The 16,393-nt window shown below is 37.8% G+C and carries 16 protein-coding genes; all 16 read right to left on the minus strand.

Translation table 11 applies throughout. The annotated features are described in order from the left end of the window. Nucleotides 1–121: 121 nt before the first annotated feature. The 16 genes from IW510_RS06720 to IW510_RS06795 all read right to left on the minus strand — a co-directional run bounded on the left by IW510_RS06720 (nt 122) and on the right by IW510_RS06795 (nt 16,270). Nucleotides 122–2,206 carry a phage tail spike protein gene (locus IW510_RS06720; RefSeq protein ID WP_202058052.1) on the minus strand — a complete coding sequence of 695 codons (2,085 nt, stop codon included), beginning with the start codon at nt 2,204–2,206 and terminating at the stop codon, nt 122–124. Next, nucleotides 2,203–2,964: a distal tail protein Dit gene (locus IW510_RS06725; protein WP_202058054.1), complete on the minus strand. Its 762-nt coding sequence runs from the start codon at nt 2,962–2,964 to the stop codon at nt 2,203–2,205. The genes IW510_RS06720 and IW510_RS06725 overlap by 4 nt, the downstream gene beginning before the upstream one ends. A gap of 12 nt (nt 2,965–2,976) precedes the next feature. Then, on the minus strand, nt 2,977–6,882 hold the full coding sequence (locus IW510_RS06730; protein WP_442896400.1) for a phage tail tape measure protein: 3,906 nt from the start codon (nt 6,880–6,882) through the stop codon (nt 2,977–2,979). A 447-nt stretch (nt 6,883–7,329) separates the two neighbouring features. After that, nucleotides 7,330–7,491 (minus strand): hypothetical protein, encoded by a 162-nt coding sequence (locus tag IW510_RS06735; RefSeq protein ID WP_202058056.1) that lies wholly within the window; start codon nt 7,489–7,491, stop codon nt 7,330–7,332. 44 nt (nt 7,492–7,535) lie between these two features. Beyond that, nucleotides 7,536–7,889, minus strand: coding sequence for a phage tail assembly chaperone G (gene gpG / locus IW510_RS06740; RefSeq protein ID WP_202058058.1), 354 nt, complete (start codon nt 7,887–7,889; stop codon nt 7,536–7,538). Nucleotides 7,890–7,924: 35 nt separating this feature from the next. After that, nucleotides 7,925–8,791, minus strand: coding sequence for a fibronectin type III domain-containing protein (locus IW510_RS06745; RefSeq protein WP_202058060.1), 867 nt, complete (start codon nt 8,789–8,791; stop codon nt 7,925–7,927). After that, nucleotides 8,763–9,329, minus strand: a complete 567-nt coding sequence (locus tag IW510_RS06750; protein WP_202058062.1) for a major tail protein — start codon at nt 9,327–9,329, stop codon at nt 8,763–8,765. Before IW510_RS06750 ends, IW510_RS06745 begins: the two co-directional genes overlap by 29 nt. 2 nt (nt 9,330–9,331) lie before the next feature. Beyond that, nucleotides 9,332–9,706: a hypothetical protein gene (locus IW510_RS06755; RefSeq protein ID WP_202058064.1), complete on the minus strand. Its 375-nt coding sequence runs from the start codon at nt 9,704–9,706 to the stop codon at nt 9,332–9,334. Beyond that, nucleotides 9,703–10,077 carry an HK97-gp10 family putative phage morphogenesis protein gene (locus tag IW510_RS06760; protein ID WP_202058066.1) on the minus strand — a complete coding sequence of 125 codons (375 nt, stop codon included), beginning with the start codon at nt 10,075–10,077 and terminating at the stop codon, nt 9,703–9,705. The genes IW510_RS06755 and IW510_RS06760 overlap by 4 nt, the downstream gene beginning before the upstream one ends. Further along, a complete protein-coding gene (locus tag IW510_RS06765) occupies nt 10,077–10,409 on the minus strand; it encodes a phage head closure protein (protein ID WP_202058067.1) in 333 nt (110 codons plus the stop codon). Before IW510_RS06765 ends, IW510_RS06760 begins: the two co-directional genes overlap by 1 nt. After that, nucleotides 10,396–10,752 (minus strand): head-tail connector protein, encoded by a 357-nt coding sequence (locus IW510_RS06770; RefSeq protein ID WP_202058068.1) that lies wholly within the window; start codon nt 10,750–10,752, stop codon nt 10,396–10,398. Before IW510_RS06770 ends, IW510_RS06765 begins: the two co-directional genes overlap by 14 nt. 18 nt (nt 10,753–10,770) lie before the next feature. Further along, nucleotides 10,771–11,964 carry a phage major capsid protein gene (locus IW510_RS06775; RefSeq protein WP_202058069.1) on the minus strand — a complete coding sequence of 398 codons (1,194 nt, stop codon included), beginning with the start codon at nt 11,962–11,964 and terminating at the stop codon, nt 10,771–10,773. Further along, entirely contained in the window at nt 11,961–12,641 is a 681-nt protein-coding gene (locus IW510_RS06780) for a head maturation protease, ClpP-related (RefSeq protein WP_202058070.1), read from the minus strand. Before IW510_RS06780 ends, IW510_RS06775 begins: the two co-directional genes overlap by 4 nt. A gap of 42 nt (nt 12,642–12,683) precedes the next feature. Beyond that, entirely contained in the window at nt 12,684–13,898 is a 1,215-nt protein-coding gene (locus IW510_RS06785; RefSeq protein ID WP_202058071.1) for a phage portal protein, read from the minus strand. 13 nt (nt 13,899–13,911) lie between these two features. After that, nucleotides 13,912–15,762, minus strand: a complete 1,851-nt coding sequence (locus tag IW510_RS06790) for a terminase large subunit (protein WP_442896401.1) — start codon at nt 15,760–15,762, stop codon at nt 13,912–13,914. After that, a complete protein-coding gene (locus IW510_RS06795; protein ID WP_202058074.1) occupies nt 15,746–16,270 on the minus strand; it encodes a phage terminase small subunit P27 family in 525 nt (174 codons plus the stop codon). Before IW510_RS06795 ends, IW510_RS06790 begins: the two co-directional genes overlap by 17 nt. Nucleotides 16,271–16,393: the final 123 nt, after the last annotated feature.

Here is a 16,393-nt window from a genome sequence, read left to right on the forward strand (position 1 = left end):
ATAATCTCCTTCACCAATTTATTTCTTTCTTTTCTCCACGTCGGTACAGGGGTGGCCTCAGCTTCTACTGATTTTGTTTTCACTCTCCTAATTTGTTGTACCGGAATATCTAGTCTTGACATTAACTGTTCACCACCCATTGTTGGAATGAATAGATGCCACTACTCGTTTTAATAAAGACATCACTGCTAGTAATAATAACCCCTGCATTACCATAGATTAAGCCGATTCCAGGATTACCGGATATAGTATATTCCATAATCTTCATTTCTTTTGAACGATCTCTTGTACCTAGCAGGTTAGTAAAGACACCTTTACTTCCACTTACATACAAGTCTAAATCTGCGAAAATTCCAGCCCTGTTATATCCAGTCTGTCCCTTAGGGTCAACTGTCAACATTGTTGTGTAAACATCTGATGTTGAACTTGTCCTATATGACCATGTCATATAGTCGCCGCCTTCATTTTCAAGATTGAAGGCTAACCCTCTAACACTTGGCTTGCCTGACCAGCTGCTTGTTCCTATATACCCAATCTCTTTGCTATCACGCCAGAAACCATTCCCTCGACTGTCAAACTGGGCAATTTTATTTGTTCCGTTATAAATTGCAACTTTACCAGGATCAAGTCTAATAGCTTGGCCATTATCCAACTTAAAATAATTCGAGGTCAGATTCCACTCACTCTTACCATCTAAACTAGTTATCTTCCCTTTAGCAAAAGTACAAACCCCTGTATCAAGGTCAAGGTAGAAGTTAGGTCCTGCAAGAATTCCAGTTTGAATAAAGCGAGCGTTAAATACGCCGTCTATCGTCCAAGCCGTGTGGAAATTATTTAGGTTGAAATCTCCGTCAATAAATCCCGCTCCTTCTGAATTAACGACAAAAAAGTGATCAGAAGTTTCTAATGATTTTCCATTCATCCACACTGAACAGAAAGGCTCTCTGTTATCAGAAATACCCAAATCCCATTCGTTCAGTATGAGGAATGAACCCCCTCTTGCACCTCGAATGATATCGCTTTGATACTGAGCAATTTGCTCAGATGTATAAAAAGAAGCCTTTTCTTCATCAATCCTTTCGAGATTTAATTGAATCTCCGATGATGATTTCACACTAGATTTTTTTGCTAAGTTATCTCCAACTTCGGAGGTAACTAATCCAGTTAATCGATCTACGGCAACTTTAAAAATTCTAGCCCTATAATGATAGTCTCTATCATAGCGATGAACTTGAATTGTATTTCCTACTTCATCACCGGATAAGATTTCTGTTTTGAAGTGAACTAAAGGCCGACTGATTTCAACTAAGGCATTGTATGTATTTAGCAGCAACGTTTCCGGATCTTCAATATCGTCAAATACCACAACACCTTCACGTTTTCTCATCCCTCCACTCTTTAATGGAATACCATACTTTTCAGTCATTTCTGGGAGTTCTACCCAATTTTGACCAGCCGGCTTAAAAACTTGTTTTCCAGAAGTCTTTCTCCAAACAACATCAGTGAATTCTATCCTTCGACCATACCCATCGCCAACTTCTTCACCTTTCCCCCTCCCTATCAGAGAAGTATAAAGTTGAGAACGATCTTGTTCTTTTACAATAGATAAGGCACTCCCCCCATAAACAAATCGTTTATTTGAAGCAGTGCCTATTTTATCGTAAATCTCTATCCATTTATCAGTTATTTTTCTCCCTTCTATTTTACATTTAAAGAGAATTTCAACTCCATGAGTCTGTAGCTGCTTCAAAGAGTCCTTTACTGATAAATAATAGAATGTATCTGTAATAATTGGCAAATTAGGTTTCACATAACCCAAGCGCCACTCTCCATCTGTAAAGCCTAATATCTGATTAGCAACATAATTTACGGTTCGATTCGTCGGCCGGATATCTTTCACAATATACCCAGCCAACTCTGTAACTGCAAAATTGACACCAACAAAATTATTCCGATCATCCGGATCACCAGCATTTTGAATTTCGTACATTGAAAAGGAACCATCTGTTTCTTTTACAGCCATGTATGCTGCACCTTCGATTTCTTTATCAAATACAGTAGAAACTGTTAACTGGTCATTTAACAATTCTGATTTATCAGCAGTAATTTCTTTTTCCTGTTTGTTTTGAGTAAGATATTTTCTCGTAACCATTCTAATAAACTGTTGCTTTTCATCAAAAAAATAAACAGAGCTAGTTGGTTTCATAGATACACCTCACTTCCATAAATTTTCATGGTTCCATTGCTGCAGGTCAATTTGTCTCCGCGATGAATATAGAAGTTTTCAAAATCACTTTCTAAGTCAAGGATTGTGGTCCGATCAACATCATTCACAAACACCTTTCCCTTATCAAAATCAAATGTGACAGTATTCCCTGAATAAATACTCGCACCAGTTATCTTAATCAATTTCCCAGTAGTTGTATTTTTTATCTGTAGACTAGAACTGCCAATCATCTTTACTTCTATTTTTCGAGGTGTTGTTTCAACCGGACTATTAATTGTAATCTCATTACCACTTTCTTTTAATCGCGAATACTTTAATGGGTCCTGACAAAATATTTCGATTTTTCCTGTCGCAAAATCCCTTGTATGATACTCAGGCTGTGTAATATTGGATAATCGACCATAAAAAATAATCGTGTCTTCATCTTTAAAAGAGATGGGAACATCATCCAATCGAAACAAGTATTGCTTCAGCTTATTAAATTTTTTCTGGCCATCTTCAAATCCTTCTGTTAAAATTCCATACTCAATTGTTAGTACACGGCTCTTAATCTGCTGTTTTGCAATAATTGATCCTACATATACCTCCTCATTTTGAATACTTAGTTCTAAAGCTTCTCGTCCATACACATCCAGAGTTAAATAGCCTTGAATATAGTTTTCTAAGTAGCGATCAGCGTATCTCATTGCTTTTGGTGGCAATTCCATTGACTCAATTGTTGAACGAAAATCAAACACTGCTATCACCTCCTAAAACATCATCTTTAGTGCTGCTTCCTTTCCCTGTGCTTCTGAAATACTGTCAATATATGCTTTGAACTCATCAGGTCCCAATTTTAAATTTATGTTGATTGGGCCATCAGAATTCTTTTGATTTAGGATGACATTTTTCAAATCATTAATTGCTTGAATCAAGCCGGTGCTATTATCTTTTACAATAACAGTTTCTTTCTGTGCGACAAAATTTCTTAAATTTCTCACAAGGCTAGAACTTTCTGGCACCCCAACGCCATTCGCATAGTGAGGAATTAAATCCTTAGTTTTTCTGGCATTCAATACTTTTGAGCCTCGTGGCAGATTTGGTAAGAGAACATCTCGACCTTCAGCAATAAACGGAACTCCACCTTTAGGTAAAATTAACTCTTTGAAGAGCGGCCCCTTTTGATCATTTACGATAGCAGCACCACCCAAATGATAATTAGTGCCTGTGGCGTATTGCTTACCGCCTTTTGCTTGAACATATGGATCGCCAGATGCCGTATACCTAGTATGTACCTCAATTTCTTTCAGAGAGTAATTAGGTACATCAGCAATGGCTGCCGCTGCGCTCCAAGCCCCAGAAACATCAGCACTAACAAAAATGGATTTCACAGAATCGGGTATCCCTGTCCAAGCGTTCCATGTTGCAGTTGATGATTGAACTTTATTTTCTAAATCATCTTTATTGGCAAGTAACCTCTTTTGAAGTGGAGTTAGTTTGTCATATGCTTTAATTTGTTCAGCTGAAGCATTAATTTTTGTTAATACTTCGTAATTATCAACATAAAGTGTTTTTTCTTCCGGAGTCAGCTGGTTGTAAATATTGAGTGCTCCTTCAGAAGCAGCAATTTTGGATAAAACATTAAAATTATCTGCTTTCAATTCTTTCAAATGGGGTTCAAACTCTTGCCATAAGCCCAATTCCAACATGGTTTGAGCCATTGTTTCAGGAGTGTTGGAATATAGAAAAGCTGTCTTTTGTTCCAAAGACAGTTCATCCCATTGTCCCGCACTTCTTAATGCTTCAAACATGGTAATTGAAAATTGATCTTCTAAAATGGCTGTTTTATCTTCAAATGCCATTCCATCCCACCAATTATTTGCGATTGCAGCTTCACCTATGACTTTCTTTGCATTCGAATCTAAATTAGCATCATGAATCAAAATTTTCATTTCGTTCCAAGATTTCGTATCTTTCAAAGCCTCAGTAACAACTTCCCGAACATTCGATTTTACTTCTCCTGTTTTTGAATCAAAAACTAATTCATTCCACATGCGTGCTGCTTTCTTCCCTGAAGTCCCCATTTCTTCCGCTTGCCACCCCAACTGTTCAGCGTTTTCCTTTGCGCTTCTAGCAATCTGAGTTGTAAGGTAATCTGCCCTTTGCATTATCTGTTCATTACTCTGAATAAAACCTTGGGACATCTGATCTGTAGAATTAATTAACTGACCGTTTGCAACAGCAACTTGATTCATCAATTCTGGGTACTTATCCATGATAGTCTTTATTTGAACATCAAAACCATCCACTGTTGTTTGATTAATTTCATCCCATGCTGCAAGGAACTTTTGAGCAAATTCTCCATCCAAATTGTAACCCAATTCTTCAAGATATTTTTCTTTCTCTTTCCTACTCGCTGCCATATGCGCTGTTGCTGCGGCTCGCTGTTTACCTAACGATTGAATCCAAAGCTTAGCTTCTTCTTGTGTTGCATTTTCTACATCGGCTGTCATAGCTGTCAGTATTTTTTTCTTTTCAGCAGCGGAAACATCCAAAGTTTCTACATATGCTCTAGTTGTATCAACAGCAAGGTCTTTTATTATTTTCGCTTCAGAGACACTCAGATCTCTATCGTTATTAGATGCATTCTTTTTAATTTCACTAATCCGTTCAGAATTTTGCTGAACTATTTCTAGCGCCTTTTCCGCTTCCTTCTTCTCATCCTCTATCATTTCTACCATTGAGCTATTGATAGATGCTGGAAGTTCTTTAATCAGCTGATCCAATCCTTCTACCTTCTTAATCAAACTTTGCTCAATAGTATCGCCAATTTTAGTAAAATTTTCGACCATTTTATCGCTATTTGCTGTAAATCCATCTGCCATTAATCCAAACTGCCCAGAGGCTGATTGTGTGTTGGTTTGAAGTTTGATTAATGTTTCATCCGTAACTGCTCCAACATCTACACCCCAACGCTTTACACGCTCACTTGAATTCCATGCCTCTTCTCCAAAAAGCTTCCAAGCGCCATAGCCAATTGCTAAAGCACCACCGACACCAACAATTCCCAAGATTGCAGGTCCAAGTGGTCCCAAAGTAGCTACCATAGCACCTAATCCAGTTGAGCCGGCAGCCGTTCCGGCGGCTGAACCAAAACTAGCTACAGTTCCGGTTCCTCCGGCTAAAGCAGAAGTAAAGCCAGTTGTAGCTGTTGCTCCAGCTGTCAATTGTTGAGTGACCTGAGCAACTGCACTTCTTCCAGCCAAAGTAGCTGATAGGTCAACGAAACCTTTTCCTAAAAGACCAATGCCTTTCGTCACTTTACCAGTAATCGAAAGCAATGGACCGGCTGCCGCAGTAGCCGCAATTATTCCCATAATCATTTTTTGAGTTTCGGGATCAGCATCACTAAATGCTTTTGCTAAGTCACCAAGACCTTTTATGAGAGGTTTTGCTGATTTCAGGCCATCTCTCAAAGCATCAACAAAAGGACCACCTAGTTCAATAGCGGCATCTACAGCTTCGTTCTTGAGCATTTTTAGTTTTGATTCTGTAGTTTCGTATCGTTTATTGGCTTCTTCAGTTAGAGCAGTATTCTCACTCCAAGCTTTATTCCCTGATTTCACGGCTCCCTCAAATACTCCGGAAGCGTTCGCTGCTCTCAAAAGGCTGTCACGTAAGCGAACTTCCTTAATGTCCATATCATCAAGCACTTTGATAGCCGAAGTTCCTTGTTCTTCTGCCTTAGACAATCCTTCAACAAATTTCATAATGGCTTTAGAAGGATCAGATTTAAACATATTGGAAAACTCTTCACTAGTCATACCAGCAACATCTGAAAAATTTTCTAATGACGTTTTAGACTTATCTGCCTCTTTATACATTTTTTTTAGGTCAGAGCTTGTGAATCCCATTTGCTTCGAAACTGCTTTAAGTGATTTTCCACCATCTCGAATAGCTAAAACAAGAGTTTCCCATGCTACCCCTTGATCAGCAGCATGTTCTTTTAATTCTTCAAATGATCCAGTTCCTTTTTCTACCGCTAACTGCATTTGTACCATAACCTTAGAAAATGCAGAACCACCGGCTTCTGCCTCAACACCTACTGATGAGAGAGCAGCAGCGAATCCAAGGATTTCGCCTTCACTCATACCAATCTGTTTTCCGGCTCCGGCTAAACGAAGGCCCATTTCAGAAATTTCAGATTCAGTTGTGGCAAAGTTGTTTCCTAAATCTACAATTACCGATCCTAAGCGATCAAAGTCTTTCTGAGACATTTGAGTGATATTGGCAAACCTAGCTAATGTGGTTGCTGCTGTTTCAGCGCCCATATTTGTTGACTCGCCAAGGTCGATCATCGTCTTAGTAAAACTAACAACATTATCTGTCTGAATGCCTAGCTGTCCAGCAGCCTCGGCAACTGCTGCAATTTCCTGATGAGAAGAAGGCAATTCTTTTGCTAATCCACGTAGACCATCTTCCAAATCTTTGTAGGAGTATACAACATTTCCGGTTGAATCTACTATTTCATCATTGGTTTTTAGAACACCAGCAAATGCTGACTCCCAAGATATAGCAGCCGTAGTTACAGCAGTAACACCAGCAACAAGAGGCACCGTCAATCCTTTGGTTAATGCAGCACCCGCGGATTCCATTTTCTTGCCGGCACTAATCATCTTTTCGCTTCCAGAATATATTGCACCAGTAACTCCTGTAGTTCTGACTTGCATTTCCGCTAACTGTCTACTCGTGTCAACTAACTGTGCATTATAGGATGCCAGCCTTGCCTGAGCATCGTTATATCTTTGCGCTGCTTGAGCTGTCCTTGAAGTTGCATTTCCTTGAGCATCCAAAGTATTTTCATAGGCTGTTCTTAGATAACCTAGCTCATTCTTTTGAGCATTGATTACTTTATTCAACGCCTGCTGCTTAAATGCCAATGCATCTACTTTGTTTCCACCAGCATCAACAATTTTGAATCCTGTTTGCATTTCCTTGACAGCTGTTTTCGTTGCTCTTGTTGCACCAGTCAAGCTACTAGAAAATGCTGTAGTATCCAGGCCAAGAGTAATCATCATTTGTCCTAATGGGCGTCCATTCTGTACCAAGTATTTCCCTCCTTTCTACAATGATTTAATGAAGTTGAAGGAATCTTGTGTATCAGGAATGTCTTTTTTCTTAGTAAACAGAATTTCATAGAGCATTCGTGTATCTGTCTCCAAGACATCATCGATAGTCCATGAAGGAAAAACAGAAATGATATTTTTGACCATGCCAATCTGCAAATCCTTTATTCCCTTCCATGCAACTATCCCTCCACTCCCCTCAGTTACTTTGGGGACTCACTTTGATCACTTTCTTCACGTATATTTCCTAAAACTCGATAAATAATTATGTCTTCAATAGACTTTCGCTCATTTGTATCCAAATTTTCATAGAGCAGTTCGGCGGTAACATCTTCATCGTCAAAGAGATTTGCGATAAACCCAACTTGATAGTCCAGCAAATCACGCTCATTTGTTCCTGGTAATCCCGCTTTTTTCGCATCTTCATGAAGAACAATTACCCCATCTGTGTATTCAATAGCCTTTCTTAAGGGCACTTTTCTCTGAATATAAATTTTCGGCTTATTATTTTTCCCGGTAATCTCTAACCTTAACTCTCCGTTTTCTTCTTTTAACATCATGCTTCCTCCAAAAAGAAAAAGACTAGCAATCGCTAATCTTCTTCTTGTAATATTTTCAGTTCTAAGTTGGCATAGTCTATCCTTAATGCACTTGCTGTTTCTGTTGTTCCGCCACTAGCGTCTGCATAAACCAAAACAGGAAGTAATCCATCTGTTCCAATTGATATACCGTCCAAACTGATTACATTTCGCTGAATTTCCATGCCATTCGTTACGGTTTTATTTCCCCAACCATTATCAATGAACACGGCCGTTCTAAATGCTGTCGAGTCCAAAGCTGATCCAAAACCGTAAACATTAGACTCTGCTGACAGTACTTCTTGATTTACCATGGCTGCCTTCTCTTCATCCGTATTTGCACCTTTTTCAAAGAAATAGTTCGAGTCAAATTGCTCAATCGCTTCAACTACATTGTAGTAAAGAACGACCTGGAGCCTATTGTTTTTCGTAGTATTTGTAACAGAGTAAAGCTTGCCATCGTTCATTTCCATAATTCCGTTGTACCTTGATTGATCAAGCTCATAAAAGTTTGACGCATCAGGAAGAAGCAAATTTGTTGAAGCTTGCATTTTGGCAACATTCGAATTTTCAAGCAAACTATCATAAGTTTTATTGACAAAATCACAAATAATGGTTACTTCTTTATAGGTAATTTCCTTTGTCTTAAAAGCGACTGTATTGGATTCACCGCCAAAATTGACTACTTTTACAGTATATTCAGTGTTGCTCTTTAAATCATCAGCAGTATATGGAGACGATACTCCTTTAGCAATTATCAAGTCATTAGATACAATATCCCCGGAACCCCCCGACCATTCAAAAGTTGCACCACTTTTGTTAACATCACGAACATTCAGGTTTCGGGGCGACTCAGGGAGTGGTCTTAATACCAAAAACAAGTTTTTCGAATTCTTCAGCGTGTTCTGTTCCGATGTACTTCATCATTGTTTCTTCTTTTGTTTCATCATCACGGTCACTTGCACTCGGAGTGAATCCATAAGCGTCTGCTTCCGGCTCATTGTTTTGCCCAGTTTTTGTATTCAAATTGATTGCATCTTTTGAAAACTTCCCTTTTGGAAATCCAATAAAGGCAGATGTTCCATCCAAATCAGCAGTTTCTAATAGCAAAGAGCAATCTGGCGGATTGGTACTTCCACCAATAAATGTAAATTTCTTCTCATTGGTTTTATACCCAAGAATTTTATCGCTAGCAGCTTCCAGCGCGTCGATAATTCCCACATTTACTGCAATCTCTCCAGCACCTGTTTGGACAACAAAATAAGGAATGTCTGAACCCCAAACACGAACTGGTTCTTTTGAAACTCCTGTGATCTCCGCATTTACTGTAGCACCTTCCCTTGCATTACCTTCGATAGTGATGATTTCATCTTCACCGGCAACTTTAATTTTTGCTCGTTTAAAGCCCATAAATGTCATAATTACTTCCTCCTTGAAGTGATATATTGTCTAATGACAACATGAATTTTTTTGTTTTCTGTGTGAGGCTTGTCTTCGCCGTAAGTCTGAATAAAACCAGATTCTTCCATTCCACGATCCAAAGTATCAGTAAGCTCTTCGATATCAGTTTTTTCTAAATCAATAAAGGCCATCACCTGTAGGCGATAGCTTCTTGAATGATATTTATCTGATCCATGAGCAGTATTTTGATCACTGATACTTTCTATCTTGAAATAAGGGACTTCTTTAAAACTTTGGTACCTTTCAGGAACAGTGTACGGAAAAAAAGGTTCTTTCTTAAGTTCTGGAAATAGCATCGGAAGAATAACTGTGGCCACTTCTGCAACTGGTGTCATAGTTTCAACCCCTTTTTCAGTTCATCCATATATGTTCGGATAGCCGTTTCACCTTCTGTTTCAACTGTTTTTTCGATAAAGTGTTGCCCTTGCTGAGATTCAGTGCCCATATTGACTACGTGAGCGCGGAAGTAGGCTTGTTTCCCATAGCCAATATCTACTTCACCGTCTTCACGAACAGCACTTACAGTAACCGTTTCTTCAAGCAAAACTTTTCCGGTTGAAGGGTCAACTGGGGTGTTTTTTTCCAATGCCTCACCAACTTTTGCAGCAGCCGTTTTCCCTGCTTTTCTCCGGATTGGTCCTTCTACATCTGCAATACATTGAGAAATGTTTTTTTCAGCATCTCCCCAATCAACTTTCACGTCCATTATTCCACCGCCTTTAGGACCAGCAACATAAAATCTTGATCCTCAGTATCAGGATTCATTTCTACAATTTCAAAATTTTTCCCATTTATTTCTCCTATCCAGTCTGGTTGAATCTCTTCTTTTTGCTTTTGACGGATGATGATATTTATTGTGTTCTTATAAGAAGTATCCTCATTTTTAACTTCGGAAAGATATTTTTTCTTATATCCAAACCAAGGATTGATCATTTCTTTGTAATTGGAAATTTTCGTTCCATTCGGTCCATTTACATAGCCAATACTCTTTTTGAACGAGATTCTTTTCGTCAGTTTTCCAGTTCTACTCACTACCATTTACTATATCCTCCTCAAAAAGTGCATATTTCCCTTTTAGTTGGAGAATAATACTTGTAAATCCAAGATCGTATTCTCGTAAAGTTCCATTCGCAGTCATGGATTCTACTGTGGCAGACCTTGATTTATAGTAATGATCAGCAAGCATAATAATGGATAGGTTAATCAGCTCTATTTCTTCATTATCCTGTAAATAAAAAGAAGGCTTATCATTACCGATAGCCCCCTTAATATATGCAATTGCCGCCATAACAGCTCTCTTCACCTCGATATCATCATCATCGGTATCAATTTTTAAGGCGATTTTTATTTCTTCTAAATCACTTTTTGCATTCAAAATCATATTATTCACACCTTACTATTAAGGTTCAATTGGCTTTTCATCAGCAATTGCAGTAAATGTTGCAATTACAAGGGCTTCATCATCAACTAATTTGACATCAAATCGGTCAATTACACGAACTTTTGTCGTATCCGTTTCAAATGCTCCTCCACCAATGTTAGTAGTAAGCAAGCTCATTTGCTCCCGATCATATAAAGTAACTGCTTCTTTTAAGTCACCAATATAAAGCGGAAACTTAGGGTTCGCCTGTGTTCCTTTGTTTGGAAGCCAACGATCACCAGCCATTTTAATTGGTCTTCCCAAGAAGGTATATCCGGTTGGTGAAGTGACATCTTTTTGCAAAAGATAACTACCATCAGAACGTTTTACTTTATCCAAAACATTGTATCCTGATTGGTTAGTCAAAAACATTGAAGTAGCCTCAATAGCTGGATCTAATTGAACATTCTTGATATCCTTGATGTCATCTACAGAAGTAATTTCTTTCTTCTGCGCTGCTTTAATACCATCGATAGCATCCAGAATTTTTTTATTGCGAGTAACAACGACTTTTTTAGAAATCCATTTAGCCAGCCAAGCCATAATATTTTCGGCCGTATCTTTTAACAATGAATTGGTTACTGTTGAAATACCTGCATACCGCTTGATTAGGTATTTGATTAGTGTAAGTTTAGGATCATCCATTTCTGGAATAGCGTCATCCTCATTGTCCAATTCCGTCAATGGTGTAACTTCTGACCATTTTTCATACACACGCGAACCGCTGCTTGTTGTTACACGCTCGACATTCACATACTCTTGTAGTGAATCAAATTGACGAACCAATGTATTAATTGTTGTTCGAATGTCTTCTGGAATGGTTAATCCAATTGCATTACCCGCTTCATCTTTATCAGAGTTTAGAGCAGCCACAATTTGCGGTTCCCCATTGATCATCGCTTTAAAATCTTTGATAAATGTGTTCTTAAGATTTTTTTCTGATTTGTCTAATGGTTTATCCTTAACACTCTCCACCTGTTCTGCTTCCATGTTTACAACTTGTTCTTTCAAGCCGTCCCTCTTAGCACGAGCTGTTTTCAATTCTGCTTGAATAGACAGAACATCCTCTTCACCTTTTGAATCATCAATTAATGCATTGTTCAATGCCGCATTCAAATCTGATACTTTTGAGCCAGCTTCTACCCAAGCATTTTTTAATTGTTCTAAGTTCATTCGTTTTTCCCTCCATGTAGAGCATTTAATTTTTTTTGAGTTAAACTCATCTCTGCTGTTTGTGTTGTACCGTTTTTTACTAATAAATTTTTCAGTTTGCTAACTGCCGCCTTCGGAATAACTTGGCTTGAAGAATTATTGACTTCAACCTTTTCTTCAAACATAATTTCATCGGCAAATCCTGCTTCCATAGCTTTTTGAGCATTTAACCAACTGTCCTTGTTCATTAAATCCGCTAAAACTTCTCTTGATTGTCCTGTTTTTGCTTCATAGGCATTGATAATAGATTCATCAATTCCCTCCAATAATGTCACGTCATGCTGCTTATCACTTTTATTCCCACTTGATATTAACCAAGCATTATGAATCATGATATGAGCTGTGGGCGAAATTCTTAATGGTTCACATGCACAAGCAATGACAGAAGCAGCACTGGCAGCCAGACTGACAACATTCCCTGAAACATTTCCCTTATAGCTTCTAAGAGCAGTATAAATTTCACTGGCGGCCAATACATCGCCACCATTAGAAGAAATATTCAATTCAATTTCTTCTCCATTCGCTTCAGCCAACGTTGCTGACACTTTGTTAGGAGAAATGCAATCAATTCCAAACCAATCATAGAGCCATGCTGTATCATCATCTACAACATCCCCTTTAAGATTAATAGTTATCATTCACTAATCACCTCCTTTCACATAAAAACAAAAGACCTAGCCTTATGCTACGTCCGATTTAGAATTACTTTTTCTTTTTGCCGGATCCATTCCAATTGGATAAAGGTCACCAGAAATATGGTGCTCATCCATACCGGCTTCATTACTTGGTGGCATATCTTCAAATCTAAGTAAGTCATTGGCACTATATGCTCCCCCACGCCTCATGATTTGATAGAAAGCTCCTCTGGATTGTGTGTCTCCCCTCAACAAACTGGCAACATTGAATTTATAGCGATAGCCTTTCTTTTTCTCATCAGGAGAAAGAGTTTTTTTATTTAGTTCTTCTTCGTATTGTGTAACATCAGGAACTAAGCGGTAAGTTAAATACTCCGTGTTCAATTGTTCTTGAGAGGAGTAGCTTGTCTGACTATTACCCACAAAATGTTCTGGTACTGTATAAACCATCGCAATTCTTGAACGAGCAATTTTATCTGTATCCAGAAGCTTGCTATCGACCAAATCGCGTTGTATACGGTCAATGGTCACTCCATTTTCTTCCACAAGTAAACCGCCGTTGTCTTTGTAGAATTGTGCAATGTTTTTAACTACCTTAGCTTTGGCTTCCTCTTCCATATTAGATTCAAAACGGACTTTCAACCCTTCGTTTGTTCCATTGAGCTGCTTTAAAGAAATTTTTCGAACTTCTTTATCATAGTTCAATGTATTTTTTAGAACCTCACTAGGGTCTATTCCTTCAACACCGCCAATTCTTGGTTGTTTAAAATGGAGGATTTCCATGTAGTGAACATATGCAATTTTTGAATAATCTCTATTATCTGTTGCAGTCACCTGGTAATAAAGCTCTCCTGAGTCCCTATCAATTACAGGAACACATGCATCAGGTTTGATTAAGGCCAAATCACAAATTTTTCCATTTGTATCTCTAAATATTTGGACATAAGCATTTCCACGATAATTTCTTAATGCTTCAATATCACGGAAAAAATCAAATTTTGTGAAATACCTTGGTCCATTTGATAATAGATTGAATGCAGCGCAATCAGTAGGTTGCTTATAATTTTTGTCAATCATTTTTAACGGTAAAGAACCAAAAACATTAGACATTCTTGATATTACTGAAAAAATCCCTTCAGATATCTCTTCTGTTCCTATTAAATACCTAGCTAAATCAGGATCATTCAAAGATAATTCTTTTTTTGAATTATTGGTAGCCTTAATTCCAACAAATGCCTTAATACGATCAACTATCTTCAATTTCTCACCTCCTTTACATATTTAACAAGTCATCAACTGAATAATAAGTAACCGTTGCATCTCCTTTGGATTTATTGGCAAACATTTCTACCACAGATACATGACTGTTCAACAATGCAGCAAAACCATCGATTTTCCGACTCTTAGATTGTTTAGTTGGCATCCAATTGCTATTCCGATCTTTTTCAAGCTTTACGTTAGATAAATACCATCTAAACATTTTAGAATTATTGAAAATAACCTTTCCGGATAAAAATCTTTCTTTTAAGTCTTTCATTGGCCCTCCCAAAGTGAGATGACCTTGCCTTGCTTCTTCCATAATGAATCCGTAGTCAATTAATTGCTGATTCAAAACGAGACTGTTCCTTCGGTCGTATCTTATTCTCAATATCTTGTATTCTTTCGATCGTTCCACAAACCAATCATAAACATATTGGAAATCAACATACGAACCTGGTGTTACTGTCAAAGAACCCTCTTTTTTCCATGCATCCAATCGCTGTTTATTATTGTCTTTGTCATACCTTACTTTAGAAATCCAAGAATGAGATATTACAACAATTTCACCAGTTTCAAAAATTGGAAACTCTAAATCTGCTGATGTGAAATCCTCTGTTTCAGATAAATCAAACCCAGCAATACACTCTTTCTGTTTAAAATCATCCCATTTTACAGATTTATTATTTTTGTTGATTGTCTGCATATCTAGGAAAGACAATTCATCAATATCGGAGAACAGATTGAACTGCTTCGTAATCCAATCAGCAAGTTCCTGAGGGTTATTTCGATCCTTTTTGTAGTCAGTGACGAGGTTAACGACATCCATCAAACAAAGATTTGGATTTGCTTTAATCCACATGTTTGGATTATCTGCTTCTTTTGGATCATCCAATTGAGCTAAGAAATAGAGCATCCGTTCATCCAAATCATCTTCTAAATGTTCCAAACATTCCACGCCGGCTTCATAGAAGTCCATTAATGGACCATCTAATACCGTACCAGCAGTAGTGATATACATGATAAGAGGTTGCTTTCTCATACCACGTGATCTCTTCATAACATTGATTAGAATGTAATTGACAAAATCATGAACTTCATCAAAACAACCAAAATGAAGGTTTTCACCATCCTTTTTCTTTTCGGCTGACATGGCCACCATTGAGCAGTTCTTTTCTGGATACTTTATCTCACGAGCCATCGCTTTGAATTTCTTGGATAGATAAGGAGAAGCTTCAATCATTGCCTTTGCTTCTTCAAAAAGAATGTTCGATTGTTTTTGGGAGTTGGCTAGAATGTAGACATTTGCTCCGTTCTCTCCATCTTCACCAAGCATATAGTTAGATAAACCAGAAACCATTGTTGTTTTCCCATTTTTCCGGCCAACAAACTCCAAAACTTCTCTATACTTTCTTACTCCAGTTTCTCTATGAACCCAGCCGTATGTTCCCCCAATGACAAAATGTTGCCAAGGTTGGGCAACAATTTTCCCAAAATCACCTTTTGATGGTTTACACTTCTTTTCTAAGAAGCGAATTGGCCTATGGGCTTTTTCCTCATCAAATATCCAAGGAAACTCATCAGTTCCTTGGCGCTCTAAATCTCGCATATGCCTTTTGGCTGCTAAAATTACTAATTTGCCTGCTGGCATCATCGGGTCCCAAGGAGTCCATTCAGACTGATTCTCTAAATTGTCAAAATCAATGACTCGTTCTGCATACCAAGTTGTTAATAATTCAGGATATGGTTTTAAAAGATAACCACCCCAACTGGACATTCCTTCTCGAAAATCATTCCACCAGTTATCTAACTCTGTGTAATTCATTTCAATGACTAATTTTGGTTTCTTTTTAGTAGTCATCTTCATCATCGCCTGTGCTGTCATCTGCTAATTTAATAGCAAGTTTTGCTCTTGAAGCTGGTGAAAGACCTAAATCGCCTCCATAACCTCGCATGTTTTTGGTGCAAGTATCCATTTGCTTTGAAAGAGGATTTCCATAAAGTTCAGGGCTAATGGTAATTGGAGTACCAGCAGTTTTATTATCTTCTTTTTGATGCTTATACTCTTTTTTATGAGCGAGCCTCATTTTCTTCAGTTGCTTATTTAGCTGAACATACTGAGAATACCAATCACAGTACATTGCAATCGCGATAGAATCAGGGTTCTCAATAAGATCAACTGATAACAATTCTGCCTTAATAAATTCAAAAGTCTTTTTTCCTAATGAATCCAACCAAGGAGGAGCATTGATTGCATCGCTTTTCATTTTAAGCCGCTCTTCCGCAGCTGCTCTTTGCTCAAGCTCTTTTGTATTCTTCTTGTTTGGATTCCCATTTAATAATTGCAATCGTGCGCTGGTAGCTTTTTGAGCCATAATCTCACCTTCTTTCTTGCTAAAAATGAAAAAGACAAAAAAATGTAAATTTTTGCCTTTTTTTGATTGTTTTTTACTCTGTTTTTCTGTTTCATCAAAAATTCACTACTACTTAATGACTAA

The sequence above is a fragment of the Enterococcus sp. BWR-S5 genome (genome assembly GCF_016745255.1).
Taxonomy (GTDB): Bacteria; Bacillota; Bacilli; order Lactobacillales; family Enterococcaceae; genus Enterococcus_L.